A 26,380-nucleotide genomic window follows, 5' to 3' on the forward strand; every position below is an offset into this window, starting at 1 on the left:
CGGCATTTGTTCGGCCACCGCTGGATGCCAATGACCACAGATCGAATCTCAACACACCCATCCCCTGCGGCCTTGCCGCATCCCTTGCGCCGCCACATGCTGGCTGCGCTGATCTCGACCCCCGCACTGACCGCCCTCGCGCAATTTCGCGTTGAGGTCACGGGTGTTGGTTTGACCCAGTTGCCCATCGCAATTGCGCCGTTCCGGGGCGAGGCGCAGTCTCCCCAGAAAATATCGGCCATCGTCCAGGCCGACCTGGAGCGCAGCGGACAGTTCCGCGCGGTAGACGCCTCCGGCGCGGTGCTGGACGAAACCGCGCGCCCGGATGTCGCACTGTGGCGCCAGAAGAGTGCGGACTCCCTGGCTACTGGCAGTGTGACGCGCCTGGCAGATGGGCGTTTCGATGTGCGCTTTCGCCTTTGGGATGTGGTGAAGGGGCAGGACCTTGGTGGCCAAAGCTTTGTGGTCACCCAAGGCGATCTGCGCCTGGTGTCGCACCGCATTGCGGATTTCATCTATGAAAAGCTGACGGGCGAGCGCGGCATTTTCTCGACGCGTATCGCCTATGTCACCAAGACAGGCTCCCGGTACAGCCTGTGGGTGGCAGACGCTGACGGAGAGAATGCCCAATCGGCACTGTCGAGCCCGGAGCCCATCATTTCCCCTGCATGGTCGCCCAACGGGGGGCAACTGGCCTATGTGTCGTTTGAATCGCGCAAGCCGGTGGTCTATGTGCATGATGTGGCCTCCGGCCGCAGGCGTCTGATTGCCAATTTCCGGGGGTCCAACAGTGCCCCTGCCTGGGCTCCGGATGGTCGATCCCTCGCCGTGACGCTCAGCCGTGACGGGGGATCTCAGCTCTACACCATCGACGCCAACGGTGGCGAGCCGCGCCGCCTCATGCAAAGCGCTGGCATCGACACGGAGCCCATGTTCTCCGGTGACGGCCGCAGCATCTACTTTGTCAGCGACCGTGGTGGTGCGCCGCAGATCTACAAGGTCTCCACATCTGGCGGCAACGCGGAACGTGTGACGTTTACCGGCAGCTACAACATCTCCCCCAGCGTCAGCCCCGATGGCCGCTGGCTGGCCTACATCTCCCGTGTCGGTGGGGCTTTCAAACTGCACGTGATGGACCTGTCCTCGGGCACTGTGAATGGGGTCACCGACACAACGGCAGATGAGAACCCCAGCTTTGCCCCCAATAGCCGCCTTATCGTTTATGCCACCCAGCAGCAAGGGCGTGAAGCGCTCATGACCACCACGCTGGACGGCAAGATCAAGGCCCGGCTCGCGGGGCAGGCGGGCGATATCCGTGAGCCCGATTGGGGCCCGTTTCAAAAGCAATGAACTTATCAGCACTTTCAAGTATCAAGTTTTCAGGAGAATTTTGGATGATCAAACGTTTTACCCTTGCCCTTACCGTTGTCGCCCTCGTTGCCGGATGCAGCTCTGGCGTGAAGCTGGACGATGTGCCGGTCGAAGACAAGAACGCCACGTCTACCATGGGTGGTAATACTGGCGCCAACTCTGGCAATACCGCGCAGAGCGGTGTTGCTGGTGTGGACCTCGGCCAGTCGGGCCGCGATGCTGCAGGCCCGGTGGGCGTGAGCCGTATCGTTTATTTTGATTACGACAGCTACGTGATCAAGCCCGAATTTCAGTCGCTGATCGAGGCGCACTCTCGTTTCATCAAGGCCGGCACCAATCGCAAGCTGATGATTGAAGGCCACACGGACGACCGAGGTGGTCGTGAGTACAACCTGGCGCTCGGCCAGAAGCGCGCCGAGGCAGTGCGCCGTTCGCTGGCTCTGCTCGGCGTGCAGGACAGCCAGATGGAAGCTGTGAGCTTTGGCAAGGAAAAACCAGCAGCCCAAGGCAATTCTGAAGACGCGCACGCCCAAAATCGCCGGGCTGAACTGTCCTATCGTTGATGCGCACGATTTCTTTGTCCTACCCGCTCAAGGCGCTGGCGGCAGTGATGCTGTCCGTGGCCTTGCTGCCCACTGGCCATGCCGCAATTTTTGAGGATGGCGAAGCCCGCCGCGCCATTCTCGAAATGCGGCAGCGCGTGGATGGCATGCAGCTGTCTCAGCAACGGTCCGCAGAGGAAGTGCGCAGGCTCAGTGAAGAGAACGCCCAGCTGCGGCGCAGTCTGTTGGATCTGCAAGGTCAGATTGACACACTGCGCGCGGAGCAGTCCACACTTCGCGGCCAGAACGAACAGTTGTTGCGTGATGCTGCCGATTTGCAGCGGCGCCAGAAAGACATCGCCCAGGGGGTAGACGAGCGCCTGCGTCAGTTTGAACCTGTGAAGGTTACCTTGGACGGCCAGGAGTTCCAGGCAGATCCTGCTGAGAAAAAGGACTTTGAAGCCGCACTGGCCGTGTTTCGCTCAGGCAAGTTTCCAGAAGCTGGGGCAGCATTTGCAGCCTTTGTGCGGCAGTATCCGCGCAGCGGTTTTGTCCCATCTGCGCGTTTCTGGCTTGGGAATGCCCAATACGCTACCCGGGACTACAAGGAAGCCATTGGTAATTTCAAGCTGATGTTGTCTGATGCCCCGGCTCATGCGCGGGCGCCAGAGGCGGCTTTGTCCATTGCCAACTGCCAGATTGAACTCAAAGACACGCGAACTGCCCGCAAGACCCTGGAAGACCTTGTACGCGCCTACCCGCAGTCCGAGGCGGCTGTGGCGGCCAAAGAGCGCCTTTCCCGATTGAAGTAATGGTCGGCGAAGCGCCTTTGCAAGCCCCGGCAGGGAGTGTTGAAGATGCAGCGCTGGAGCGTCGCTTTGGCGGACTGGAACGGCTGTACGGCGTACAAGGCGCTCGGCGTATCCGCCGGGCGCATGTGGTGGTGGTGGGTGTTGGGGGGGTGGGCTCGTGGGCCGCTGAAGCCTTGGCGCGCAGTGGGGTAGGGCAGATCACGTTGATTGACCTCGACCACGTGTCTGAGTCGAACATCAATCGCCAAATCCATGCGCTTACCGATACCGTCGGCCAGGCCAAGGTTCTTGCAATGCGCGATCGGATTGCGCAAATACACCCTCAGTGCAGCGTCCACTGCGTGGAGGAATTCGTGGATGCAGACAACTGGCTTGGTTTGCTTCCTCAGTCCGTTGATGCGGTGATTGATGCGTGTGATCAGGTGCAGGCCAAAACGACCATCGCGGCCTGGGCTCAAGCCCAGAAGGCTCTGCATATCACGGTCGGGGCGGCTGGCGGTAAGCGCCATGCGCACAAAGTGGATGTGGATGATCTTGCTTTGACGACCCACGATCCTCTGCTGGCGCAACTGCGCTATCGCTTGCGCAAGCACCATCGGGCGGCCCGTGATGGCAAAAAAATCGGAGTGACCTGCGTCTTCAGCAGAGAAGCCGTGGCGCCTCCCGATGCGTCCTGCAATGTGGATGGCGATGGTTCTCTGAACTGCCATGGATACGGTTCGGTCGTTGCAGTGACGGCGACCTTTGGTCAGTGCGCTGCAGGGTGGGTATTGGACAAACTTGCCGCAACTTCCAAAAACACTGAAAAAACGACGCTATAATCCAAGGCTTTGCAGCAGTCAGTGATGATTGATTGCAACCGGTTGGGACGTTAGCTCAGTTGGTAGAGCAGCGGACTTTTAATCCGTTGGTCACAAGTTCGAATCTTGTACGTCCTACCACCCGAATCCAGGCGCCAGTCTTTTGGCGTAAACAAAGGCCTCCTTGCGGAGGCCTTTGTTTTTTTGTGATCCGCACGTTCTGCGGTGCCATGTTATTCATGGCCCCGTTTGTTGTATCACTCCATTTTGCTACGCGGATTCAGTGCTGGCGCTGGGTGAAAACAGGTCCCAGCTCGCAATGAAAAGCGCCGCAATAACTGGTCCTATCACGAAGCCCGTCAACCCAAAGAGCGCCATGCCTCCCAGGGTGGATATCAGCACAACGTAGTCTGGCATCTTGGTGTCCTTGCCCACCAATATCGGACGAAGGACGTTGTCAACGAGTCCAATAACGCCAACGCCAAACGCAGTCAGCACCACGCCTTGCCAGACCGCACCCGTGGCCAGGAAGTAAATTGCCACCGGCACCCAGATCAGCCCCGCTCCCACGGCGGGAAGCAGCGACAGGAAGGCCATGGAAACTCCCCACAGCACGGGGCCCTGGATGCCCAGGATCCAGAAAATCAAACCGCCCAGCGCTCCTTGGGAGGCCGCCACGACAATGTTGCCTTTGACCGTGGCGCGAATGACGGTGGTGAACTTGCTGACCAGTTGCCGCTTGTGTGTTTCGTCCAGCGGGGTGGCCTGGCCAATGCGCAAGGCCAGGCTCGATCCGTCACGCAACAGGAAGAACAGCAGATAGAGCATGATGCCGAAGCTCACGATGAACTGCAGCGTGTTCTGTCCAATACTTAATGCCTGTGTGGCAACAAACTGGCTGGCCTGGACAGCGACGGAAGAGAACTTTTGTTGCAGCTCGCCAACGGTCGTGAGATTCAACCGGTCCAACAAATTGGCGGCCCAGGCGGGCAGGGCGGCGATCACCTGCTGTAGGTAGAGTCCAAAGTTTAGCTGGCCCGACCGCATCCGTTCATAGATTATCGTGGCTTCCTGGGCCAGGGATACCGTGATCGCTGTCATGGGAAGGATGACCACAATAAGGCACAGTCCCAGAGTACACAGCGCTGCAAGATTGCGCCGCCGGGGCATGCGCCGCAACAGTTTGCGGTGCAGGGGGGCAAACAAGATGGCCAGGATGACGCCCCAGAAGACCGCGCCGTGGAACTGCCAAAGGATGGCTCCAAAGGCGATGGTGACAAGGGCCAGCAGCAGCAAAAAGGCTTTGTTCTGGAGGGTGGGTGGCGTCATGAGGGTAGGTGGCAATGAGATACCCGGAATGTACGCGAGCCAGGTTTGTAGCCGCTTGTTGCGCCAGCGTGTCAGCACCGGCCCCACCATTTCCGTAGGGCGGTCGGCCATTCGGTGGCACAATGGCGCCCGTACCAAGGCCCTTCCCCAGCCACAGTCGCATCCGCCAATCGGTTCAGCCGTGTCGCGGAAGGTTTCTCAACCAGCTAATGCTTTCCCAAGGAAAGCGGAGGTCAGCGGAATATGAGCGATACGACGTCCGTCTATCAAGCCTACCAAGGCAACACTTACCTCTTCGGCGGCAATGCGCCCTATGTCGAAGAGATGTACGAGAACTACCTCGCCAACCCAGGTAGCGTGCCAGACAATTGGCGCGAGTACTTTGATGCACTTCAACATGTGCCTGCGGTGGATGGCAGCAATGCCAAAGACGTCCCCCACCTCCCCGTCATCAACGCTTTTGCCGAGCGCGCCAAACAGGGCGGCACCAAGGTTGTTGTGGCAACGGGTGCGGACTCTGAGCTGGGCCGCAAGCGCACTGCCGTTCAGCAACTGATCGCTGCCTACCGCAACGTGGGCCAACGCTGGGCTGATCTGGATCCCCTCAAGCGCACCGAGCGCCCCGCCATTCCTGAACTCGAACCCTCTTTCTATGGTTTCAGCGACGCTGACCAGGAAACGGTGTTCAACACGAGCAACACGTTCTTCGGCAAAGAGTCGATGCCCCTGCGCGAGTTGATCAACGCGCTGCGCGAAACATACTGCGGCTCCATCGGCGCCGAGTACATGTATGCCACTGACCAGAACCAGAAGCGCTGGTGGCAGGAAAAGCTGGAAAAGATCCGCAGCAAGCCCAGCTTTGGTGTGGACAAGAAAAAGCAGATCCTGGACCGCCTGACGGCCGCCGAAGGCCTGGAGCGTTTCCTGCACACCAAGTACGTCGGCCAGAAGCGTTTCTCCCTGGAAGGGGGTGAAAGCTTCATCGCCGCCATGGACGAGCTGATCCAGTCTGCCGGTGCCAAGGGCGTTCAGGAAATCGTGATCGGCATGGCCCACCGGGGTCGTCTCAATGTGCTGGTCAATTCGTTGGGCAAGATGCCCAAGGACTTGTTCGCCGAGTTCGACCACACCGCTCCCGAAGACCTGCCAGCCGGTGACGTGAAGTACCACCAGGGCTTCAGCTCGGATGTGACCACCCCTGGCGGCCCGGTCCACCTGTCGCTGGCATTTAATCCATCCCACCTGGAAATCGTGAACCCCGTGGTCGAAGGCTCCGTGCGTGCCCGCATGGACCGCCGCGCCGACCCGCACGGCAAGCAGGTGCTGCCGGTGCTGGTGCATGGTGATGCGGCCTTTGCCGGCCAGGGTGTGAACCAGGAAACCCTGGCGCTGGCCCAGACCCGTGGCTACTACACGGGTGGCACGGTGCACATCATCATCAACAACCAGATCGGTTTCACCACCTCCGATCCGCGTGATACGCGTTCAACGCTGTATTGCACCGACATCGTCAAGATGATCGAGTCGCCCGTGCTGCACGTGAACGGTGATGACCCCGAAGCCGTGGTGCTGGCCACCCAGCTCGCCTTGGAGTTCCGCATGGAATTCAAGAAGGACGTGGTGGTGGACATCATCTGCTTCCGCAAACTGGGCCACAACGAGCAGGACACCCCGGCTCTGACCCAGCCGCTGATGTACAAGAAGATCGGCCAGCACCCTGGCACGCGCAAGCTCTATGCCGACAAGCTGGCGGCACAGGGCCTGGGTGAGTCGCTGGGCGACGATATGGTCAAGGCCTATCGTGCCGCCATGGATGCCGGCAAGCACACGGTCGATCCCGTCCTGACCAACTTCAAGAGCAAGTACGCCGTGGACTGGAGCCCGTTCCTGGGCAAGAAGTGGACGGACGCTGGTGACACGGCCATTCCTCTGGCTGAGTGGAAGCGCCTGGCCGAGAAGATCACGACCATTCCTGAGAGCGTGACGCCGCACCAGTTGGTCAAGAAGGTCTATGACGACCGCGCTGCGATGGGCCGTGGCGAGATCCCCGTGGACTGGGGCATGGGCGAGCACATGGCATTCGCATCGTTGGTGGCCAGCGGCTACCCCGTGCGCCTGTCGGGCGAAGACTGTGGCCGTGGCACGTTCACGCACCGCCATTCGGTTATTCATGACCAAAAGCGCGAGAAGTGGGACATCGGCACCTATGTGCCGCTGCAGAATGTGGCCGAGAATCAGGCTCCGTTCGTTGTGATCGACTCGATCCTGTCGGAAGAAGCGGTGCTGGGCTTTGAATACGGCTACGCCTCCAACGACCCCAACACCCTGGTGATCTGGGAAGCGCAATTCGGCGACTTTGCCAACGGTGCGCAAGTCGTGATCGACCAGTTCATCGCTTCGGGTGAAGTGAAGTGGGGCCGCGTCAACGGCATCACGCTGATGCTGCCACACGGCTACGAAGGCCAGGGCCCTGAGCACAGCTCCGCCCGCCTGGAACGCTTCATGCAGTTGTCGGCCGACGCCAACATGCAGGTGGTGCAGCCCACCACCGCCAGCCAGATCTTCCATGTGCTGCGGCGCCAGATGGTGCGTGATCTGCGCAAGCCGCTGATCATCATGACGCCCAAGTCGCTGTTGCGTAACAAGGATGCGACTTCGCCGCTGTCCGAGTTCACCAAGGGCAGCTTCCAGACGGTGATTCCCGAGCAGGATGAGGCCATCGTCAAGAAGGCAGCCAAGGTCAAGCGTGTGATCGCCTGCTCCGGCAAGGTGTACTACGACCTCGTGAAGAAGCGCACCGAGCGCGAAGACGACGATGTGGCCATCATCCGCGTGGAGCAGCTCTACCCCTTCCCGCACAAGGCATTTGCCGCTGAAATCAAGCGCTACCCCAATGCCACCGACGTGGTGTGGTGTCAGGACGAGCCGCAGAACCAGGGCGCTTGGTTCTTCGTGCAGCACTACATCCACGAGAACATGCTCGAAGGCCAGAAGCTGGGCTATTCCGGCCGCGCGGCCTCCGCGTCACCTGCCGTGGGCTACTCGCACCTGCACCAGGAACAACAAAAGGCGCTGGTGGACGGCGCGTTTGCCAAGCTCAAGGGTTTTGTCCTGACCAAGTAAGGCCAGCTGCGACCCGATAACAGAACAAAACCCCATTCCGAAAGAATTGATATGGCTATCGTAGAAGTCAAAGTCCCCCAGCTGTCCGAATCCGTGGCCGAGGCCACCATGCTGACGTGGAAGAAAAAGGCCGGTGAGGCTGTGGCAGTGGATGAGATCCTGATCGAGATCGAAACTGACAAGGTGGTGCTTGAAGTGCCTGCCCCCTCGGCTGGTGTGCTGGCTGAAATCATCCAGGGCGACGGCGCCACCGTGGTGGCCGAGCAGCTCATTGCCAAGATCGATACCGAAGGCAAGGCCGGCGCGGCCGCTCCTGCCGCCGCTGCTGCAGCACCCGCTGCCGCCACGGCATCGGCTCCCTCCCCCGCACCAGCGGCTGTTGGCGGCTCCAAGGGCGACGTGGCGATGCCCGCTGCCGCCAAGCTGCTGGCCGAGAACAACCTGTCCGCATCGGCTGTGGCCGGCAGCGGCAAGGATGGCCGCGTGACCAAGGGCGACGTGCTCAGCGCTGTGGCTGGTGGTGCCGCCAAGGCTGCTGTGGCGGCCCCGAGCGCCATCCCCACGGGCGTGCCCACCAAGGCACTGCCCCAGGTGTCGGCCCCGGCCGCCAAGGAAGACCTGGGCGACCGCCCCGAGCAGCGCGTGCCCATGAGCCGCCTGCGCGCCCGCGTGGCCGAGCGCCTGCTGCAGTCGCAATCGACCAACGCCATCCTGACCACGTTCAACGAAGTGAACATGGCGCCGGTGATGGACATGCGCAAGAAGTTCCAGGACACGTTCACCAAGGAGCATGGCGTGAAGATCGGCTTCATGAGCTTCTTCGTGAAGGCTGCCGTGCATGCCTTGAAGAAGTACCCCGTGCTGAACGCCTCGGTCGATGGCAACGACATCGTTTACCACGGCTACTTCGACATCGGTATCGCCGTGGGCTCGCCCCGTGGCCTGGTGGTGCCTATCCTGCGCAATGCCGACCAGATGAGCTTTGCCGACATCGAGAAGAAGATCGCCGAATTCGGCAAGAAGGCCGCTGAAGGCAAGCTGGGCATTGAAGAAATGACCGGCGGCACGTTCTCGATTTCCAACGGTGGCACCTTCGGCTCGATGATGTCCACGCCCATCATCAACCCGCCCCAGTCGGCCATCCTGGGCGTGCACGCCACCAAGGACCGCGCTGTGGTGGAGAACGGCCAGATCGTTGTGCGCCCGATGAACTACCTGGCCATGTCCTACGACCACCGCATCATCGACGGCCGCGAAGCTGTGCTGGGCCTGGTGGCTATGAAGGATGCGCTGGAAGACCCATCGCGCCTGCTGTTCGACATCTAACCTCCTGACCGCATGGACCCACCCGCGTGGCCGACCTCTGGTTGTGCCCGCCGGTGGGTCTTTCTCCAACAGACTGAACGAGATTTCCCATGAGCAAACAATTCGATGTGATCGTCATCGGCGGTGGCCCCGGTGGCTACATTGCCGCCATCCGCGCAGCCCAGCTGGGCTTCAACGTCGCCTGTATCGACGAGTGGAAGAACGACAAGGGTGGCCCCGCACCCGGCGGCACCTGCACCAATGTGGGCTGCATTCCGTCCAAGGCGCTGCTGCAATCGTCCGAGCATTTCGAACACGCCAACAAGCACTTCGCCGAGCACGGCATCACCGCCACGGGCGTCAAGATGGACGTGGCCAAGATGATTGCCCGCAAGGACACCGTCGTGAAGCAGAACAACGACGGCATCCTGTACCTGTTCAAGAAGAACAAGGTCAGCTTCTTCCATGGCCGCGGCTCTTTCGTGAAGGCTGCTGAAGGCGGCTACGAGATCAAGGTGGCTGGCGCCGCCGAAGAGTCGCTGACGGGCAAGCAGATCATCATTGCCACCGGCTCCAATGCCCGTGCGCTGCCCGGCACGCCGTTCGACGAAGAACTGGTGCTGTCCAACGACGGCGCGCTGCGCGTGGGCGCTGTGCCCAAGAAGCTCGGCCTGATCGGCTCGGGCGTGATCGGTCTGGAAATGGGCTCGGTGTGGCGCCGCCTGGGGGCCGATGTCACCATCCTCGAAGGTCTGCCCACGTTCCTGGGCGCGGTGGACGAGCAGATCGCCAAGGAAGCCAAGAAGGCCTTCGACAAGCAAGGTCTGAAGATTGAGCTGGGCGTGAAGGTCGGCGAGATCAAGACCAGCAAGAAGGGCGTGAGCATTGCCTACACCAACGCCAAGGGCGAAGCCCAGTCGCTGGACGTGGACAAGCTCATCGTCTCCATCGGCCGCGTGCCCAACACCATTGGCCTGAACGTCGAAGCCGTGGGCCTGCAGCTCGACGAGCGTGGCGCCATCGTGGTGGATGCCGACTGCAAGACCAACCTGCCCGGCGTGTGGGCGGTGGGTGACGTGGTGCGCGGCCCGATGCTGGCGCACAAGGCCGAGGAAGAGGGCGTTGCGGTGGCTGAGCGCATTGCGGGCCAGCATGGCCACGTCAATTTCAACACCGTTCCCTGGGTCATCTACACCAGCCCCGAGATCGCATGGGTGGGCCGCACCGAGCAGCAGCTCAAGGCCGACGGCGTCAAGTACAAGGCGGGCAGCTTCCCCTTCCTGGCCAACGGCCGTGCACGGGCGCTGGGTGACACCACAGGCATGGTCAAGATGCTGGCCGATGCCGAGACTGACGAGATTCTGGGCGTGCACATCGTGGGCCCGCAGGCCAGCGAGCTGATTGCCGAAGCTGTTGTGGCCATGGAATTCAAGGCCAGCAGCGAAGACATCGCTCGCATTTGCCACGCACACCCCAGCCTGAGCGAAGCCACCAAGGAAGCGGCCCTGGCCGTGGATAAGCGCACTCTGAACTTCTGATTTTTGGGTCAAATCGGGCTCTAGCGCTTATCCAATAAGCGCTAGTAGCTATAAAAATCATAGTTTCTGAGCATCCACCACGTGACTGTTAAACAGGCTTACCTGACCGAGTTGGCCGCTAAAGGCTACCAAAGTGACCCTGCCCAATTGCGCGCAGTGGATGCCCTTCAGCGTTGCGCTGATGACTGGGCCGCATACAAGGCCCAGCGTTCCAACGCACTCAAGAAGCTGATCAACCGGCCTGATGTGCCGCGCGGCGTGTACATGTATGGCGGGGTGGGGCGGGGCAAGAGCTTTCTGATGGAATGCTTTTTCGACGCCGTTCCCTTGAAGCGCAAGGTGCGCCTTCACTTTCACGAGTTCATGCGCGAAGTGCACCGCGAACTGGCGGGCCTGCAGGGCACGGTCAACCCGCTGGACGTGCTGGGCGCGCGCATTGCCAAGCGCTACAAGCTTATCTGCTTTGACGAGTTTCACGTGGCGGACATTACCGACGCCATGATCCTGCACCGCCTGCTGGCGGCACTGTTCGATAACGGTGTGGGTTTTGTGACCACTTCGAATTTCAAGCCCGACGACCTGTACCCCGACGGCCTGCACCGCGACCGCATTCTCCCCGCGATTGCCCTGCTCAATGAAAAGCTTGAAGTGGTCAACGTGGACAACGGTACCGATTACCGTCGGCGCACTCTGGAGCACGTGAAGCTGTACCACACGCCGCTGGGCCCCGAGGCAGATGCTGAAATGGGCCAGGCGTTTGACCAACTGGCCGAAGTGCACGACGAAGACCCGGTGCTGCACATCGAGGCCCGCGAGATCCGGGCTCGCCGCAAGGCCGGTGGTGTGGTGTGGTTTGACTTCAAGACCCTGTGTGGTGGCCCCCGGTCGCAGAACGACTATCTGGAAATCGCGACGCAGTTCCACACTGTGCTGCTTTCCGATGTGCCCTACATGCCGGTGAGCATGGCGTCGCCTGCGCGGCGTTTTACCTGGCTCGTGGACGTGTTGTACGACCGGCGCGTCAAGCTCATCCTGTCTGCAGCAGTACCCCCCGAACAGCTGTACACCGAAGGCCCCTTGGCGCACGAGTTTCCGCGAACGATTTCGCGGCTCAACGAGATGCAGTCCAAGGAGTTCCTGGCGCTGGAGCGCCGCACTGTCGATACGGGGCTGACATGATCTCCAGACGCTTCGTCTCTGTGGCGATTTTCTCGCTTGCCTGGGGGTTGTCGGCCTCGGCCATTGCGCAGCCGACAGCTGCTGGTGCGGAGGCCAACGGCCAGCAGGCAGCCGCCAAGGCGGCCGAACGTAAAGCGGAACACGACCGCATCCGCTCCGAACGCGAGGCCATCAAGGCCAGGCGACAACAGGACGAATCGGCCTGTTACCAGCGATTTTCCGTAGAAGACTGTCTGCGCAGTGTGCGGGCGGGCGTGCGCGATGCGGAAGCCCGTTTGCGTGCACAGGAGATCGAGCTCAATGATGCCGAGCGCAAGGAAAAAGCGGCGGAGCGTCTCAAATCCATTGAAGAAAAGCAGCGCGGCGTGCCGGATAGCCCCTCAGCGGGCAGCGGTGCTGCAAGCGCTGTGGTGCGCAAGCCGTCGCAAGACCCCCAGGGCCTGAAATCGCAGCGTGACAACGAGGCTGAACAGCGAGCACAGCAGCAGCGCATTAAGGTGCAAAAGCAGGCCCAGGAGCAGGCTGCGCGCACCAGTGGCAATGCCGAGCGTGCCGCAGAGGCGCGCACACGCCACGCGCAAACGCTTCAGGCTGCGCAGGAGCGCCGCGACCGAGTCGAAAAGTCACGGGCAGAGGCCGCAGCCCAGGGGCGGGTCCCTGCGGCTCCGTTGCCAGCGGGTTCGGCAGCACGCTGAAACAGGTTTACTTGGGGTGGCTGCTCCAGGTGTTGAAAGTGCGCGTGGCGCCCAAAAGTCGCAATGGGCCGGTGGATACCGAGGCTCGGTTCGCGTCAGCGCCGCTTTCCTCAAGTGCCGCGCAGCCATTCGCCCTTTCGGCTGCCCACCCAGGCAAATGCCAGCGGGTGGGGCGCTGCTTCAGGGACGCCCTGCGTCAGCGGGTACCAGGCGAGCGACCTTCTTTTCTTCCACCAGCGCCTCCATCTTCACGATGACCAGCGAGAGGTTGTCGCCGCCGCCCCGCGCGCGGGAGCGGGCTTTTTCAATCAGAAACTCCGTGGCTTCCCGTGGCGAGAGGGAATCAACCACGGAGCCGAGTTCGGTGGGCGAAAAGTAGTGCCACACCCCATCACTGCAGGCCATGAGCACATCGCCAGGCTGCAGTTGGGGGATCACATGGGTGGTGATGGGCGGGTCGCTTTCAGTGCCGAGGCAGCCCACCAAAATGTTCGAGTGCGGATGGTTGTTGGCCTCGGCTTCGGTCAGCTCGCCCCGGTCCACGAGCGCCTGGACATAGGAGTGGTCGCTGGTGCGGAACACCATGCGCGCACCTTGGAAATGGTAGATGCGTGAATCACCGGCATGCACCCAGTGGCAGTCGCCACGCGGGTTGATGAGAAAGGCTGCGATGGTGCTGTGCGGTTCCTGCTCGGCAGAAATCGCTGTGAGCCGGATCACGATGTGAGCTTCTTCCACCATGCTCTTGAGCATGGCCACCGGGTCGTCGGTGTCGGGTGAATAGCGCTCGAAGAGCTGGCGCGCAGTCATCATGACCTGGTCGGACGCCTTGCGCCCGCCGCTGCGCCCGCCCATGCCATCGGCAATGACACCCAGTATGCAGCCATTGTGCCGCTCGTGGGAGATCAGGATCACCTGGTCTTGCTGGTACTCCCGGTCACCCTTGTGGATGCCGGTGGACGCGATGAGGCGAAACGCTTTGGTCATGCTGGTGATTGTGGGGGCGCGTACGCAAAGGGCCATCGCGCAAACGGGGGCAAGCGCGTATTATCCGCCCGCCTGTGGCATTTTTGCCATCCCACGGCCCCTTGCCTTGAACCCCAGCCTCCATTCCCCCCAACGCCAACTCATTGAGCTGCGCATCGAGCATGCTGATCTGGACGCTCTGATCGACCGGTGTGCCCCCGACGGCGTGGCGGACGAATTCACACTGCGCCGCCTCAAAAAGCGCCGCCTCGCTCTGCGTGATGCCCTGGATCGCCTGGAACGGGACCTTCAACCCCAAGAGCCCGCTTGATGGCGCTGGTGGAGATGGTGCAGGAGGTGTTTGCCCCCGGCGGCGTGCTGGCGCGGGCCGACACGCATTTCCAGCCGCGCGAAGGCCAGACGCAAATGGCCATGGCCGTGGCGCACACCATCGAAACAGGCGGGGCGCTGGTCGTGGAGGCAGGCACGGGGGTGGGCAAGACTTTTTCCTATCTGGTCCCGGCACTCCTGAGCGGCGAGCGGGTGCTGTTGTCCACCGCCACCAAGGCCTTGCAGGACCAGCTGTTTGCGCGCGATCTTCCGCGCCTGGCGCAGACCCTGGGCTTGCCGGTGCGCATGGCGCTTCTGAAGGGCAGGGCGAGCTATCTGTGCCTGTACCGCATGGAACTGGCCCGCCAGGACGTGTCTGCCCGTGAGCCTGGCGTGGCACGGGTTTTGGCCAAGGTCGAGAGTTGGTCGCATGGCACGCGCTCGGGCGACTTGGCGGAGCTGACGGGGTTGGACGAACGCTCGCCCGTGATACCGCTGGTCACTTCCACCCGTGAGAACTGCCTGGGCTCGCAGTGCTCCCGCTTTCGCGAATGCCACGTGCATTTGGCGCGGCGCGAGGCCTTGGCGGCGGACGTCGTGGTCATCAACCACCACCTTTTCTTCGCCGATGTGGCTGTGCGCGAGTCGGGCATTGCCGAGCTCTTACCGTCCGTGCGTGTGGTGGTGTTTGATGAGGCGCACCAGATCAACGAGACGGGCGTGCAGTTTCTGGGGCTTACGCTGTCCACGGGCCAGCTAATGGATTTTGGCAGGGACCTGCTGGCAGCAGGGCTGCAGCATGCGCGGGGCCTTGCGGACTGGACGGGGCTTGCGAGCCAGGTGGATCTGTCTGCCCGGGATTTGCGCTTGGCGGCGGGAGATATGCGGGGCAGCGCAAAGCTGCGCTGGACCGATGAAACGCCGGAGAGCGTCAGGCCGGATGAATGGCAGACTGCCCTGCGCCGCGTGTCGCTCGCCTGCGCCCAGGCGCAGGAGGCGCTCGACACTGTCAGCGAAATAGCGCCCGACTTTGTGCGCCTGTATGAGCGCGGGACTGAACTGCTGGCGCGCCTGGCCCATTTTTCTGGCCCCGGCAATCCGGATGCGGTGCGCTGGGTCGATGTGGGGCCGCAGCTGCGCTTGACGGAGTCCCCCCTGGACATTGCCGAGGCCATGCGCACACGCCTGCTGGCCACCCCTGCGGAACCCGTGGGTGACGATGGGTGGCCCGGGGAGCCTGCTGCCGGACCCGGCAGGGCCTGGGTCTTCACCTCGGCCACCTTGGGCGATGACGAGCAACTGAGCTGGTTCACGGAGCGGGCGGGTTTGCAAGACGCGCAGATCCTGCGGGTTGCGAGCCCGTTTGACTATGGGGCGCAGGCAGCACTGTATGTGCCACGCCACCTGCCGTCTCCGGCCGATCCTTCGCACAGCAAGGCGCTTGCGCGCTGGGTGGGCGAGGCTGCAGCCCAACTGGGTGGCCGCACCCTGGTGCTGACCACGACGCTCAAGGCCTTGCGCACCATTGGCGATGCGTTGAAAGCGCAGTTTGCGGGCTCTGCTGCCCTGGAAGTGCTGGTGCAGGGCGAGTGGCCCAAACGGCGGCTGATGGAGCGTTTTCGCGAAGGGAGCGAGCACGGGCAGCAAGGCTGTGTGCTGGTGGCTTCCGCGACGTTCTGGGAAGGGTTTGATGTGCCTGGGGATGCCTTGCAGCTTGTTGTGATTGACAAGCTTCCTTTTCCTCCCCCGGGCGACCCTTTGGTGGAGGCGCGTACACAGCGTATTGAGAAATCTGGCGGGAAAGCGTTCAAGTCTTACGCGCTGCCCGAGGCAGCCGTTGCGCTCAAGCAGGGGGCGGGGCGGTTGATCCGGCGTGAGTCCGACCAGGGCATTCTGGTGGTGGGTGACACCCGCCTTATCACCATGGGCTATGGCAAGCGCCTGCTGGCGGCCTTGCCCCCGATGCGGCGCCTGGAGTCAGAGCCTGAGTTTGAAGCTGCTCTTCAGGCGCTTACCAGAGCTTCCACCACGGCTCCGCCTTTTCCTTGAGGCCACCGCGCAGATAGGCGCTTTGGGGGTACGAAGTGTCCATCACGCGGCGTGCATCGTCGCGCAGCTGCGTCATGCCCAGTGCGTCGTACGACTGGATGAGGATGTACAGAGCTTCTTCGAGCGCGGGCACGCCCTGGTAGTCCGCCAGGGCTACCTGGGCACGGCTGATGGCTGCCACATACGCGCCCCGCTGGAAGTAGTAGCGCGCCACATGCACTTCGTACTGCGCGAGCGAATTCACGATGTACGTCATGCGCTGGCGTGCATCCTGTGCGTAGCGGGATTCCGGGAAGCGGGTGGCCAGCTCACTGAAGGCCTCAAAGGAGTCCTTGGCTGCTTTCTGGTCGCGCTCGGAAAGGTCCTGGCGCGAGATGAACGAGAACAGACCGAGGTTGTCGTTAAAGTTCACCAAGCCCTTGAGGTACAGCGCATAGTCAAGCGCAGGGCTGGCGGGATGGAGCTTCATGAAGCGGTCCAGCGTTGCAATGGCCTGGGCTTTTTCGCCAGCCTTGTAGTGCGCGTAGGCCTTGTCGATCTGGGCCTGCTGCGCCAGCGGGGTGCCGGCCGCCCGCCCCTCCAGCTTTTCGAGCAGAGGAACCGCCTTGTCGTAGGCGCCGCTGTTCATTTCGTCCTGCGCTTCCGAATGGATGCGATTGGGGCTCCAGTTGGCCGTTTTGTCTTCGGTTGTGCTGGAGCAACCCGCCAGCAGACCAGCAAGCAGCAGGGCAGAAACGAGGGGCAGTGGGGCACGCAGCATCGCAGGCAGCTTTCAGCAAAAAAAGGAAACAGGGGTGCAGGATAGCTGGGCCGGTCCAGAGGGCCGGGCGCCGCTGGCATCCAGGGCACGAAAAAGCATTGTACTGGGGGTGGCACCTGTCAAGAGGCGTTGCGCTGCCAGCTTTCTCTCGGTGGAGGTGCTGGGCTTTCTACAATGGCCCCCATGTTTGTTCACTTGCGCCTGCACACCGAGTTCTCCGTCGTAGACGGTACCAATCGAATCGATGAGGTGGCCAAGGCGGCTGCCAAAGACGGCCAGCCTGCACTGGCCATCACCGATCTCAACAACCTTTTTGGCGCGATCAAGTTCTACAAGGAGGCGCGGGGCAAGGGCGTCAAGCCCATCCTGGGGGCCGAGATTTTTCTGGAAGGCGAAGCGGGCGCGGCCCCCTCACGCCTGATCGTCCTGGCGCAGAACCGCCAGGGCTACCTCAATCTGTCCGAACTGCTCGCGCGCGCGTGGACGCGCAATGTCGTCAAGAACCTGGCCCTGTGCACCTGGGCCTGGCTGGAAGAGTTGTCGGAAGGGCTGATTGCCCTGGCCGGGGCACAGGCTGGGCCTGTGGGCCAAGCTCTCCTGAAGGGGGATGAGTCGGGCGCCGCAGAGCTTGCCTTGCGCCTGGCAGGGCTGTTTCCACACCGGTTTTACATCGAGTTGCAGCGTGCGGGCCGTGTCGACGATGAAAGCCACGTGGTGGCTGCTGCACAGTTGGCGGCGCGCCTGAGCTTGCCCGTGGTGGCTACACATCCTGTGCAGTTCGCCACTCCAGACGACTATGAGGCCCACGAGGCGCGTGTCTGTATTGCAGAGGGGGAGATCCTGGCCAATCCGCGCCGCGTGCGCAAGTTCACGCGCGACCAGTATTTCAAGTCGTCTGCAGAAATGCAGGCCTTGTTCGCTGATGTTCCGTCGGCCATCGCGAACACGGTGGAAATTGCCCAGCGTTGCAACCTCACGCTGGTGCTTGGCAAGCCGCAGTTGCCGGACTTTCCCACCCCCAATGGCATGCCGATCGATGAATTCTTTCGTTTTGCCTCGTTCGAGGGGCTGGAGGAGCGCCTGAAGCTTCTCTTCCCCAAGGAGTCCGACCGCGACCAGCAGCGTCCCCGCTATGTGGAACGCCTGGAGTTCGAGATTGGAACCATTCTCAAGATGGGTTTTCCGGGCTACTTCCTCATCGTGGGGGACTTCATCCAGTGGGCCAAGGCCAACGGGTGCCCCGTGGGGCCGGGACGGGGATCGGGTGCCGGTTCGCTGGTGGCATATGCCCTCAAGATCACCGACCTGGATCCGCTGCAATACAACCTGCTGTTCGAGCGGTTTCTGAATCCCGAGCGGGTGTCCATGCCTGACTTCGACATTGACTTTTGCCAGTCCAATCGTGACCGGGTGATCGACTATGTGAAGGACAAGTACGGCAAGAATGCCGTGAGCCAGATTGCCACCTTCGGGACCATGGCTGCCAAAGCCGCCATCCGCGACGTGGGCCGGGTGATGGACATGAGCTACATGTTCTGCGACGGCATCTCCAAGCTGGTACCGGGCAAGCCCGGTATGTCGTACACGCTGGCCTATCCGCCCGAGGTGAAAAAGGAAGGCGACAAGAACAACTACGCACTGGAGCTGGAGCCGCTGCTGTACGAACGCGTGCAGAAGGAAGAAGACGTCAAGACCATCATCGAGATGGCGCAAAAACTCGAAGGCATGACCCGCAACATCGGTATGCACGCGGGTGGGGTTTTGATTGCGCCTGGCAAGCTCACGGATTTCTGCCCGCTCTACCAGCAGCCGGGCAGCGAATCGGCTGTGAGCCAGTACGACAAGGACGACGTGGAAGCTATTGGCCTTGTGAAGTTCGACTTCTTGGGTCTCGCCACTCTCACCATTCTGGAAATCGCGCGTGAGTTCATCATCAAGCGCCACAAAGGCCAGGAGAACTTCGCCTTCGAGAACATTCCGCTGGATGATGGCCCCACCTACCGGCTGTTTTCCGACGGCAAGACCGAGGCCGTGTTTCAGTTTGAAAGCCGTGGCATGCAGGGCATGCTCAAGGAAGCGAAGCCGAGTCGGCTTGAAGACCTGATTGCACTGAACGCGCTGTACCGTCCGGGTCCCATGGATCTGATCCCGAGTTTCGTGAACCGCAAACACGGCAAGGAAGTGGTGGAGTACCCCCATCCGCTGGTGGAGCCCGTGCTGGCCGAGACCTACGGGATCATGGTGTATCAGGAGCAGGTGATGCAGACCGCCCAGGTGCTGGGGGGCTACAGCCTGGGCGGCGCCGACATGCTGCGCCGCGCCATGGGCAAGAAGAAGGCCGAGGAGATGGCCGAGCACCGGGAGATCTTCCGAAAGGGTGCGGCCGAAAAGAACATCAGCCAGGAGAAGGCTGACGAAGTGTTCGATTTGATGGAGAAGTTTGCAGGCTACGGCTTTAACAAGTCGCACGCGGCTGCTTACTCCCTGTTGGCTTACCACACGGGTTGGCTCAAGGTGCACTTCACCGCAGAGTTCTTCTGCGCCAACATGACCGTGGAAATGGATGACACCGACAAGCTCAAGGTGCTGTTCGAAGACGCGCAAAAAATGGGGCTCTCTTTCGAGCCGCCGGACGTCAACCGTGGCTTCTACCGGTTCGAGCCCGTGACCGACAAAATCATCCGCTACGGCCTGGGCGCCGTTAAGGGCACGGGCCAGCAGGCCATCGAGGCCATGGTGGCGGCGCGTGAGGGGCGTGGCGAAGGGCCCCACGGCGCCACCACCGGGCCTTTCAAGAGCCTTTTCGATTTCTGCCTGCGCGTGGACAAGGCGCGCATGAACAAGCGCACGGTGGAGGCGCTGATCAAGGCGGGTGCATTTGATTCCATCAACATGAACCGGGCATCGATGGTGGCCTCGATCGACCGGGCTTTTGACTTTGCGGCTGCCACGCTGGCCAACGTGAACCAGGGTGGCTTGTTCGACATGATGGGCGATGATGCCCATGGTTCCAGTACGCAGGAGCCCGAGCTGGTGGACGCTGTTCCCTGGGGGATCAAGGAGCGACTCACCCTGGAGAAAACGGCGGTCGGTTTCTATCTGTCCGGCCATCTGTTCGATGAAGTGGCCACGGAGGTGCGCCGCTTTGTGCGCACCCAGATCGATGAGCTGCTGGATAGTCGCGAACCCCAAGTCTTGGCCGGGATCATCAGTGATTTCCGGGTCATCAATGGACAGCGGGGCAAATTGGGCCTGTTCAAACTGGACGACAAGTCTGCCGTCATTGAGGCGTCTGCCGATGAGGCCTTGCTCAACACGTACCGCAATCAGCTCAAGGAAGACGAGTTCGTGGTGATGATGGGCCGCTTGCAACTGGACCATTTCAGCGGTGGCCTGCGCGTGAAGGTGCAACAGGTGTGGGACTTGGCAGGGGCGCGTTGCCGTTTTGGCAAATACCTGCATGTCACCGTCGGCGACAAGGGGCCGGATGTGCACCGCTTGGTCAAGGAGTTTCCGCCGCGCAGAGAGGAGCTTGCCGAGGGTGAATTGCTCCACGGCCTGCGTGTGCGCATGGGTGTGCGCTGTGTGGCGCAGGATGCGGCCGCTGTGGCGGAGCTGCAACTGGGTGAGAGCGCCCGTTTTTATCCCACCGATGCTGCGCTGGCCGCCTGGACCGCCCAGGCGGGCAGTGGTTCGGCCATCGTGGTTTACGAATAAATCGGGTGTTGGGAACCATTCGGTGAATATCGTGAAGGCGACAGCTTGAAAAAAACCGGATCAACGTCAGATTTCTCTCACGGCAGCATGCCGCGCGGATCGCTAGAATGATTTTCATGGCAACAAAACCACCTTCACCCCCCACCGCGCTGCCCGTGACCCGGCCCGCGCGGGATGATGGCGGTTCGGTCGTGCTCGAAAGACGCACCCAGAAGACCCAGCCGCCGCAGATGTACCAGGTGGTCATGCTCAATGACGACTACACACCCATGGAGTTCGTCATCGTGGTTTTGCAGGAGTTTTTCAGCAAGGACCGTGAACAAGCCACCCAGATCATGTTGAAGATCCATCTCGATGGCAAAGGCGTCTGCGGTGTTTATTCCCGCGATGTGGCTGCCACCAAGGTGGAACAAGTGCTTGACGCCGCCCTCAAGGCGGGCCACCCACTCCAATGTGTCAGTGAACCTGTTGAATAACAGGTTTTTGATCCCGATCTACAGTTATCCCTTCCACGCAAGCACAAAGGAGTTCACATGATTGCCCAGGAACTGGAAGTCAGCTTGCACATGGCCTTTGTTGAGGCCCGTCAGCAGCGCCACGAGTTCATCACCGTGGAGCATCTGTTGCTTGCACTGCTCGATAACCCCAGCGCAGCGGAGGTGCTGCGCGCATGTTCGGCCAATATCGATGATCTGCGCTCATCGCTGGCGAACTTCATCAAAGACAACACGCCCCAGGTGGCTGGCACCGATGAGGTGGACACGCAGCCCACGCTGGGATTCCAGCGTGTGATCCAGCGCGCCATCATGCACGTGCAGTCCACGGGCAATGGCAAGAAGGAAGTCACGGGTGCCAACGTGCTCGTGGCCATCTTTGGCGAGAAGGATTCGCATGCCGTGTACTACCTGCACCAGCAGGGCGTGACGCGCCTGGACGTGGTCAATTTCATTGCCCACGGTATCAAGAAGGGCGAACCCCCAGAGCCTGCCAAGCCGGACAACCAGGCGGAAGGCGAAGAGGGTGGTTCTTCTGAGCGCAACGAGAAAGCCTCGCCGCTGGAACAGTTCACCCAGAACCTGAACCAGGCCGCCAAAGACGGAAAGATCGATCCGCTGATCGGGCGCCACTACGAGGTGGAGCGCACGATCCAGATCCTGTGCCGCCGCCGCAAGAACAACCCACTGCTGGTGGGTGAAGCTGGCGTGGGCAAGACGGCGATTGCCGAGGGTCTGGCCTGGCGGATTACCCAGAACGATGTGCCTGAAATCTTGGCCGAGGCCACGGTGTACTCGCTCGACATGGGCGCATTGCTGGCAGGCACCAAGTACCGGGGTGATTTTGAGCAGCGCCTCAAGGGCGTTCTCAAGTCGCTGAAGGACAAGCCCAATGCGATTTTGTTCATCGACGAGATCCATACGCTGATCGGTGCGGGTGCCGCGTCGGGCGGCACGCTGGATGCCTCCAACCTGCTCAAGCCCGCGCTTTCCAGCGGCCAGCTCAAGTGCATTGGCGCAACGACCTTCACGGAATACCGTGGCATCTTCGAAAAAGATGCAGCGCTGTCGCGCCGTTTCCAGAAGGTGGACGTGGTGGAGCCCAGCGTGGCCGAAACCATCGACATCCTCAAGGGCCTGAAGTCGCGCTTTGAAGAGCACCACAGCGTGAAGTACGCGGCGGCCGCCCTGCAGGCTGCAGCCGAGCTGAGCGCCAAGTACATCAATGACCGCCATCTGCCTGACAAAGCGATTGACGTCATTGACGAAGCCGGTGCTGCACAGCGCATCATGGTGCCGAGCAAGCGCAAGAAGACCATCGGCAAGGCCGAGATCGAAGAGATCGTGGCCAAGATTGCGCGTATTCCGCCTGCGAATGTGTCCAATGACGACCGTGGCAAGCTCCAGACGCTTGAACGCGACCTGAAGAGTGTGGTGTTCGGCCAGGACAAGGCCCTGGAAGTGCTGGCCAGCGCGGTCAAGATGGCGCGGTCCGGACTGGGCAAGGGCGACAAGCCCATCGGCTCGTTCCTGTTCAGCGGCCCCACAGGCGTGGGCAAGACCGAGGCGGCAAAGCAACTGGCCTACATCATGGGCATCGAGCTCTTGCGCTTTGACATGTCGGAGTACATGGAGCGCCATGCGGTCAGCCGCCTGATTGGTGCGCCTCCGGGCTATGTCGGGTTCGACCAGGGTGGGCTGTTGACCGAAGCCATCACCAAGAAGCCGCACGCTGTGCTGCTGCTCGACGAAATCGAGAAAGCGCACCCGGACATCTTCAACGTGCTGCTGCAGGTGATGGACCATGGCACGCTGACCGACAACAACGGGCGCAAGGCCGACTTCCGCAACGTCCTGATCATCATGACGACGAATGCGGGCGCCGAGACCATGAACAAGGCGACGATTGGCTTCACCAACCCGCGCCAGGCGGGCGACGAAATGGGCGACATCAAGCGCCTCTTCACGCCCGAGTTCCGCAACCGGCTGGATGCCATCGTCAACTTCAAGGCGCTCGACGAGCAGATCATCCTGCGCGTGGTGGACAAGTTCCTGCTGCAGCTGGAGACGCAACTGGCCGAGAAGAAGGTGGAAGTTACCTTTACCGATACGCTGCGCAAGCACTTGGCCAAGAAGGGTTTCGATCCGCTCATGGGCGCCCGCCCGATGCAGCGTCTGATCCAGGACACCATCCGCCGCGCGCTGGCTGACGAGCTGCTCTTCGGTCGCCTGACGGACGGTGGGCGTCTGACGGTCGATATCGAGGTGAAGACCGACGACAAGGGCGTGGAAACCTCCGAGGTGCTGCTGGACATCCAGCCGCTGGCCAAGAAGGAACGCTCGGCCAAGTCCGAGCCCGCCGAGCCCGAGGAAGCCACGGCGGACTGATGTGCACTGGCGCCACTGGCGCTTTGCCGACACACACCGGCACTCTCCAGACGCCAGCCATCATTGCGATGGCTGGCTTTTTTTTGTCCGTAGTGCAGTGTCTACAGCGTGGTGGTGGCGAAGTCTGCACAGGCAGTCTTTGACGAGCTGGATCAGCGAACTGGTGTGCGCGGACGCCGTCCGGTGCCCCAAAATCATTGAAACGTTTTCGCACAGTTCCGCGGCAAGCCAGGACCTTTGGGGCGGCATACTGCGCGCTGACTGAGGAGACGCCCCCATGACCATGACCCCCACACCTTCCGCCCCGATGTTTCCCGGTGCCTCCTCTCGCAAGCGGCGTCTGGGAGCGATCAGCCGGTGTCTCGCCATTGCCAGTTTTGGTGCACTGGTGGCAGCTTGTGGCGGCGGCGGGGGTGATGCGGCGCCGGTTTCGCCGCCTCCGGGCTCCCCGGCGCCAGGCGCGCCAGCGCCAGCTCCGCCCCCCGGGGGCCATGTGTATGGCGATGTGCGCGGCGCAACCCTGGGTGTGGGCGCGCCGCTCAATGGCGCAGTGCCGTTCCCTGCCGGCAATGACTGGAACGCGGATATCAGTGGGCTCCCCATCGATCCCAACTCTGACAACCTCATCGCCAGCATTGGCCTCACCCGGGGTTTGTTCCCGGATTTTGGCGCGGGCCTGTGGGAAGGCGCGCCTATCGGCATTCCCTATGTGGTGGTGGCAGGTAACCAGCCGCGTGTGGCGGTGCAGTTCACCGACTACGGCGACGAGAGTGATGCAGGCCCGTACCCGATTCCGCCCAACGCGCCTATTGAAGGCGGTCCTTCCAGCGCGGGTGACCGCCACGTGATCGTGATCGACCGCGACAACAACCGCTTGTATGAAACCGGCAACAGCTACCCGCAGTCCGACGGCAGCTGGCGTGCGTCGGGTGGTGCTGTCTTTCACCTGGACAGCAACAACGTGCGTCCCACCGCCAGGCCACGATGGACCAGCGCAGACGCAGCGGGCCTGCCGATTTTTCCGGGCCTGGTGCGGTACGACGAGGCGTCGCTGGGCGCCGGTGGCATCCGCCACGCGCTGCGCTTTACCGTCAGCCAGACCCGCCGCGCTTACGTGCCGCCCGCGACCCACTGGGCATCGAGCAATACCAGCCCCAACCTTCCCCCCATGGGCATGCGCGTGCGCCTGAAGGCGGGCTATGCGATCCCGCCGGGCTTCTCTGCCGAAGCGCAGGCTATCCTCTCCGCCCTCAAGACCCACGGGATGATGGTGGCCGACAACGGCTCCAACTGGTTCCTGAGCGGGGCGCCGGACGAACGCTGGAACAACGATCGCCTGAAGTCTGAACTGCGCCAGGTGCTGGGCCGCGACTTCGAGGTCGTGCGCATGGACGGGCTGGTGACGCCATGACTCCGTGGGGCGGCCAGTTGGGCAGGCCTTGGGGCTCTGTCTACTGGCGCGCCGTAAGCCGCTCCAGCAGTTCCACGGTGGGATAGCCGTCCGCCACAACGCCGATGCTGCGCTGGTAGCCTCGCAGCCCCGCGCGGGTGGCGGGGCCCATCACGCCGTCCGGGGTGCCCGCGGCAAATCCCTTGCGATTGAGCGCCTCTTGTAGCTCCTGCAATTGCTGGCGTGAAAGGGGCGCGAGGTCGCGCGGCCAGGCGGCAACCACGGGCCCGCCACCGCCAATCTGGCGCGCCAACAGCGCCACCCCCAGCGCGTAGTTGACCGAGTTGTTGTAGCGCAGGATGACCCGGAAATTGCCCCCTACCAGAAAGGCCGGGCCTCGGGCACCTGCCGGCGTGACGATGGACGCGGAGGCCAGGGTGGGCAACGCCTGCCCGTCGATGCCGCGCACACCTTCAGCCTCCCACTGGGCTGTGGTCTGCCGTACGGAAGGGTCTGCGCGGGCGTGGTCGAAAGACGCGGGCAACTGCACCTCCACCCCCCAGGGTTCGCCCGCCTGCCAGCCCGAACGCGCCAGGAAATGCGCGGTAGACGCCGTCACGTCCGGGATGCTGCCCCAGATGTCGCGGTGGCCATCGCCATCGGCATCCACGGCGTAGGCCAGAAACACCGAGGGCAGGAACTGCGTGTGCCCCATGGCGCCGGCCCAGGAGCCGAGCATGCGGTCTGCTGCGATGTCGCCCTGGTCCACGATGCGCAGCGCGGACAACAGTTCGGCCTGGGCCCAGGCGCGACGGCGGCCTTCATAGGCCAGCGTGGACAGCGCGTCCACGGTGCGGAACGTCCCGAAATTGCTGCCGTAGTTGCTCTCCATGCCCCAGATGGCGGTGATCACGGTGGCAGGCACGCCATAGCGGGCGGCGGCGGCTTCCAGTGCGGCGCTGTGTTCGGCCAGCTTGGCCTGGCCCTGGGCAATGCGCTGCTGCGAGACCGCACTGTCAAGGTAGGCCCAGGGTGTGCGCGTAAATTCAGGCTGGGCCCGGTCAAGCTCCACCACGCGCGGCTGCCATTGCGCCTGGCCCAGCACGTCGCGCACCGTGCGGGGCTGGATGCCTGCCTGCAAGGCCTGCGCCGAAAACGCGTCGCGCCATGCGGCAAAGCCTGCCGCATGGTCCACCCCAGCGGTGGGGCTGCTGGTAGATGCTGCGGCATCCTGGGCCGGTGTGCTGGTGGTGGCAGGGGGGGCGTTGGTTGGCAGTGGTGCTTTCACCGTGTCCGGGCGATGGGGGGGCGCTGCGGCGCAGCCCGCCAGAGCCAGGGCAGCCAAACATGCTGAAATGGAAAGTGGGAACGAAGAGGCCAAAAGGGAAGGGCGGAGCCGCGAAACGGAGGGGTTGGCTGGGTGGATGCTTTGCATGCGCCATTGTCCCGCGCTGCAGCGGCGGTGCTGCGCCGCAGGTGTATCACGCCGTGAATCTGCATCCGACGGGTTTGAGGTGTTTGCTATATATTTTATAGCTGCTAGCGCTTGATGAGTATGCGCTAGGGGCCTAAAAAGCTTGTAAATCAGGTTA

General features: G+C 62.2%; 19 protein-coding genes and 1 tRNA gene. 16 read left to right on the forward strand and 4 right to left on the reverse strand.

The window, feature by feature from the left end; all coding sequences use genetic code 11:
• The first annotated feature begins 30 nt into the window (after positions 1-30).
• The 5 genes from tolB to ACQ4MJ_RS06865 all read left to right on the forward strand — a co-directional run bounded on the left by tolB (position 31) and on the right by ACQ4MJ_RS06865 (position 3,666).
• Positions 31-1,350: a Tol-Pal system beta propeller repeat protein TolB gene (gene tolB / locus ACQ4MJ_RS06845; RefSeq protein ID WP_431149462.1), complete on the forward strand. Its 1,320-nt coding sequence runs from the start codon at positions 31-33 to the stop codon at positions 1,348-1,350.
• A 44-nt stretch (positions 1,351-1,394) separates the two neighbouring features.
• Positions 1,395-1,934, forward strand: coding sequence for a peptidoglycan-associated lipoprotein Pal (pal, locus tag ACQ4MJ_RS06850; protein ID WP_055393955.1), 540 nt, complete (start codon positions 1,395-1,397; stop codon positions 1,932-1,934).
• Positions 1,934-2,725, forward strand: a complete 792-nt coding sequence (gene ybgF / locus ACQ4MJ_RS06855) for a tol-pal system protein YbgF (RefSeq protein WP_121420345.1) — start codon at positions 1,934-1,936, stop codon at positions 2,723-2,725. The genes pal and ybgF overlap by 1 nt, the downstream gene beginning before the upstream one ends.
• Entirely contained in the window at positions 2,725-3,546 is an 822-nt protein-coding gene (locus ACQ4MJ_RS06860; protein WP_431149460.1) for a tRNA threonylcarbamoyladenosine dehydratase, read from the forward strand. The genes ybgF and ACQ4MJ_RS06860 overlap by 1 nt, the downstream gene beginning before the upstream one ends.
• Positions 3,547-3,590: 44 nt before the next feature.
• Positions 3,591-3,666 (forward strand) — tRNA-Lys (locus tag ACQ4MJ_RS06865).
• Positions 3,667-3,795: 129 nt separating this feature from the next.
• On the opposite strand, the gene ACQ4MJ_RS06870 is transcribed toward ACQ4MJ_RS06865, so the two are convergent.
• Complete coding sequence (locus tag ACQ4MJ_RS06870; RefSeq protein ID WP_431153104.1) at positions 3,796-4,854, reverse strand: AI-2E family transporter; 1,059 nt, start codon at positions 4,852-4,854, stop codon at positions 3,796-3,798.
• Between the two features lie 243 nt (positions 4,855-5,097).
• Between ACQ4MJ_RS06870 and ACQ4MJ_RS06875 the strand changes: the two genes are divergently transcribed.
• The 5 genes from ACQ4MJ_RS06875 to ACQ4MJ_RS06895 all read left to right on the forward strand — a co-directional run bounded on the left by ACQ4MJ_RS06875 (position 5,098) and on the right by ACQ4MJ_RS06895 (position 12,694).
• Positions 5,098-7,977, forward strand: coding sequence for a 2-oxoglutarate dehydrogenase E1 component (locus ACQ4MJ_RS06875; RefSeq protein WP_055396677.1), 2,880 nt, complete (start codon positions 5,098-5,100; stop codon positions 7,975-7,977).
• A gap of 51 nt (positions 7,978-8,028) precedes the next feature.
• The gene (gene odhB / locus ACQ4MJ_RS06880; RefSeq protein ID WP_306553301.1) at positions 8,029-9,303 is read left to right on the forward strand and encodes a 2-oxoglutarate dehydrogenase complex dihydrolipoyllysine-residue succinyltransferase; all 1,275 of its coding nucleotides are present in this window, start codon (positions 8,029-8,031) and stop codon (positions 9,301-9,303) included.
• Positions 9,304-9,392: 89 nt separating this feature from the next.
• Entirely contained in the window at positions 9,393-10,820 is a 1,428-nt protein-coding gene (gene lpdA / locus ACQ4MJ_RS06885; protein ID WP_228895769.1) for a dihydrolipoyl dehydrogenase, read from the forward strand.
• A gap of 81 nt (positions 10,821-10,901) precedes the next feature.
• Positions 10,902-11,999, forward strand: coding sequence for a cell division protein ZapE (zapE, locus tag ACQ4MJ_RS06890; protein ID WP_228895768.1), 1,098 nt, complete (start codon positions 10,902-10,904; stop codon positions 11,997-11,999).
• The gene (locus tag ACQ4MJ_RS06895) at positions 11,996-12,694 is read left to right on the forward strand and encodes a hypothetical protein (RefSeq protein WP_431149458.1); all 699 of its coding nucleotides are present in this window, start codon (positions 11,996-11,998) and stop codon (positions 12,692-12,694) included. Before zapE ends, ACQ4MJ_RS06895 begins: the two co-directional genes overlap by 4 nt.
• 180 nt (positions 12,695-12,874) lie before the next feature.
• Here ACQ4MJ_RS06895 and ACQ4MJ_RS06900 read toward each other — a convergent pair whose 3' ends face one another.
• The gene (locus ACQ4MJ_RS06900) at positions 12,875-13,681 is read right to left on the reverse strand and encodes a PP2C family protein-serine/threonine phosphatase (protein WP_121420339.1); all 807 of its coding nucleotides are present in this window, start codon (positions 13,679-13,681) and stop codon (positions 12,875-12,877) included.
• Positions 13,682-13,787: 106 nt separating this feature from the next.
• Between ACQ4MJ_RS06900 and ACQ4MJ_RS06905 the strand changes: the two genes are divergently transcribed.
• Together ACQ4MJ_RS06905 and ACQ4MJ_RS06910 are read left to right on the forward strand one after the other, a co-directional pair.
• Entirely contained in the window at positions 13,788-13,991 is a 204-nt protein-coding gene (locus tag ACQ4MJ_RS06905; protein ID WP_055396751.1) for a YdcH family protein, read from the forward strand.
• A complete protein-coding gene (locus ACQ4MJ_RS06910; protein ID WP_431149457.1) occupies positions 13,991-16,039 on the forward strand; it encodes an ATP-dependent DNA helicase in 2,049 nt (682 codons plus the stop codon). Before ACQ4MJ_RS06905 ends, ACQ4MJ_RS06910 begins: the two co-directional genes overlap by 1 nt.
• Here the strand turns inward: ACQ4MJ_RS06910 and ACQ4MJ_RS06915 are convergent.
• On the reverse strand, positions 16,002-16,799 hold the full coding sequence (locus tag ACQ4MJ_RS06915) for an outer membrane protein assembly factor BamD (RefSeq protein WP_055396690.1): 798 nt from the start codon (positions 16,797-16,799) through the stop codon (positions 16,002-16,004). The two genes, ACQ4MJ_RS06910 and ACQ4MJ_RS06915, sit on opposite strands and share 38 nt — an antisense overlap.
• A 183-nt stretch (positions 16,800-16,982) precedes the next feature.
• Between ACQ4MJ_RS06915 and dnaE the strand changes: the two genes are divergently transcribed.
• From dnaE to ACQ4MJ_RS06935, 4 genes are all read left to right on the forward strand, one after another.
• The gene (gene dnaE, locus ACQ4MJ_RS06920; protein ID WP_431149456.1) at positions 16,983-20,516 is read left to right on the forward strand and encodes a DNA polymerase III subunit alpha; all 3,534 of its coding nucleotides are present in this window, start codon (positions 16,983-16,985) and stop codon (positions 20,514-20,516) included.
• 107 nt (positions 20,517-20,623) lie between these two features.
• On the forward strand, positions 20,624-20,992 hold the full coding sequence (gene clpS, locus ACQ4MJ_RS06925; RefSeq protein ID WP_055396693.1) for an ATP-dependent Clp protease adapter ClpS: 369 nt from the start codon (positions 20,624-20,626) through the stop codon (positions 20,990-20,992).
• Positions 20,993-21,049: 57 nt separating this feature from the next.
• A complete protein-coding gene (gene clpA / locus ACQ4MJ_RS06930) occupies positions 21,050-23,398 on the forward strand; it encodes an ATP-dependent Clp protease ATP-binding subunit ClpA (RefSeq protein ID WP_055396695.1) in 2,349 nt (782 codons plus the stop codon).
• Positions 23,399-23,675: 277 nt separating this feature from the next.
• Positions 23,676-24,809, forward strand: coding sequence for a hypothetical protein (locus ACQ4MJ_RS06935; protein ID WP_431149455.1), 1,134 nt, complete (start codon positions 23,676-23,678; stop codon positions 24,807-24,809).
• Between the two features lie 40 nt (positions 24,810-24,849).
• Here ACQ4MJ_RS06935 and ACQ4MJ_RS06940 read toward each other — a convergent pair whose 3' ends face one another.
• Positions 24,850-26,076 (reverse strand): lytic murein transglycosylase, encoded by a 1,227-nt coding sequence (locus ACQ4MJ_RS06940; protein ID WP_431149454.1) that lies wholly within the window; start codon positions 26,074-26,076, stop codon positions 24,850-24,852.
• Between the last annotated feature and the right edge of the window lie 304 nt (positions 26,077-26,380).

It is taken from the genome of Acidovorax facilis, from assembly GCF_050626955.1.
Taxonomy (GTDB): Bacteria; Pseudomonadota; Gammaproteobacteria; order Burkholderiales; family Burkholderiaceae_C; genus Acidovorax; species Acidovorax facilis.

Excerpts from the sequence above, each read along its gene's own strand:
- tolB (WP_431149462.1), top strand. The coding sequence starts at position 31 with ATGACCACAGATCGAATCTCAACACACCCATCCCCTGCGGCCTTGCCG.
- pal (WP_055393955.1), top strand. The coding sequence starts at position 1,395 with ATGATCAAACGTTTTACCCTTGCCCTTACCGTTGTCGCCCTCGTTGCC.
- ybgF (WP_121420345.1), top strand. The coding sequence starts at position 1,934 with ATGCGCACGATTTCTTTGTCCTACCCGCTCAAGGCGCTGGCGGCAGTG.
- ACQ4MJ_RS06860 (WP_431149460.1), top strand. The coding sequence starts at position 2,725 with ATGGTCGGCGAAGCGCCTTTGCAAGCCCCGGCAGGGAGTGTTGAAGAT.
- ACQ4MJ_RS06870 (WP_431153104.1), bottom strand. The coding sequence starts at position 4,854 with ATGACGCCACCCACCCTCCAGAACAAAGCCTTTTTGCTGCTGCTGGCC.
- ACQ4MJ_RS06875 (WP_055396677.1), top strand. The coding sequence starts at position 5,098 with ATGAGCGATACGACGTCCGTCTATCAAGCCTACCAAGGCAACACTTAC.
- odhB (WP_306553301.1), top strand. The coding sequence starts at position 8,029 with ATGGCTATCGTAGAAGTCAAAGTCCCCCAGCTGTCCGAATCCGTGGCC.
- lpdA (WP_228895769.1), top strand. The coding sequence starts at position 9,393 with ATGAGCAAACAATTCGATGTGATCGTCATCGGCGGTGGCCCCGGTGGC.
- ACQ4MJ_RS06895 (WP_431149458.1), top strand. The coding sequence starts at position 11,996 with ATGATCTCCAGACGCTTCGTCTCTGTGGCGATTTTCTCGCTTGCCTGG.
- ACQ4MJ_RS06900 (WP_121420339.1), bottom strand. The coding sequence starts at position 13,681 with ATGACCAAAGCGTTTCGCCTCATCGCGTCCACCGGCATCCACAAGGGT.
- ACQ4MJ_RS06910 (WP_431149457.1), top strand. The coding sequence starts at position 13,991 with ATGGCGCTGGTGGAGATGGTGCAGGAGGTGTTTGCCCCCGGCGGCGTG.
- ACQ4MJ_RS06915 (WP_055396690.1), bottom strand. The coding sequence starts at position 16,799 with ATGCTGCGTGCCCCACTGCCCCTCGTTTCTGCCCTGCTGCTTGCTGGT.
- dnaE (WP_431149456.1), top strand. The coding sequence starts at position 16,983 with ATGTTTGTTCACTTGCGCCTGCACACCGAGTTCTCCGTCGTAGACGGT.
- clpS (WP_055396693.1), top strand. The coding sequence starts at position 20,624 with ATGATTTTCATGGCAACAAAACCACCTTCACCCCCCACCGCGCTGCCC.
- clpA (WP_055396695.1), top strand. The coding sequence starts at position 21,050 with ATGATTGCCCAGGAACTGGAAGTCAGCTTGCACATGGCCTTTGTTGAG.
- ACQ4MJ_RS06935 (WP_431149455.1), top strand. The coding sequence starts at position 23,676 with ATGACCATGACCCCCACACCTTCCGCCCCGATGTTTCCCGGTGCCTCC.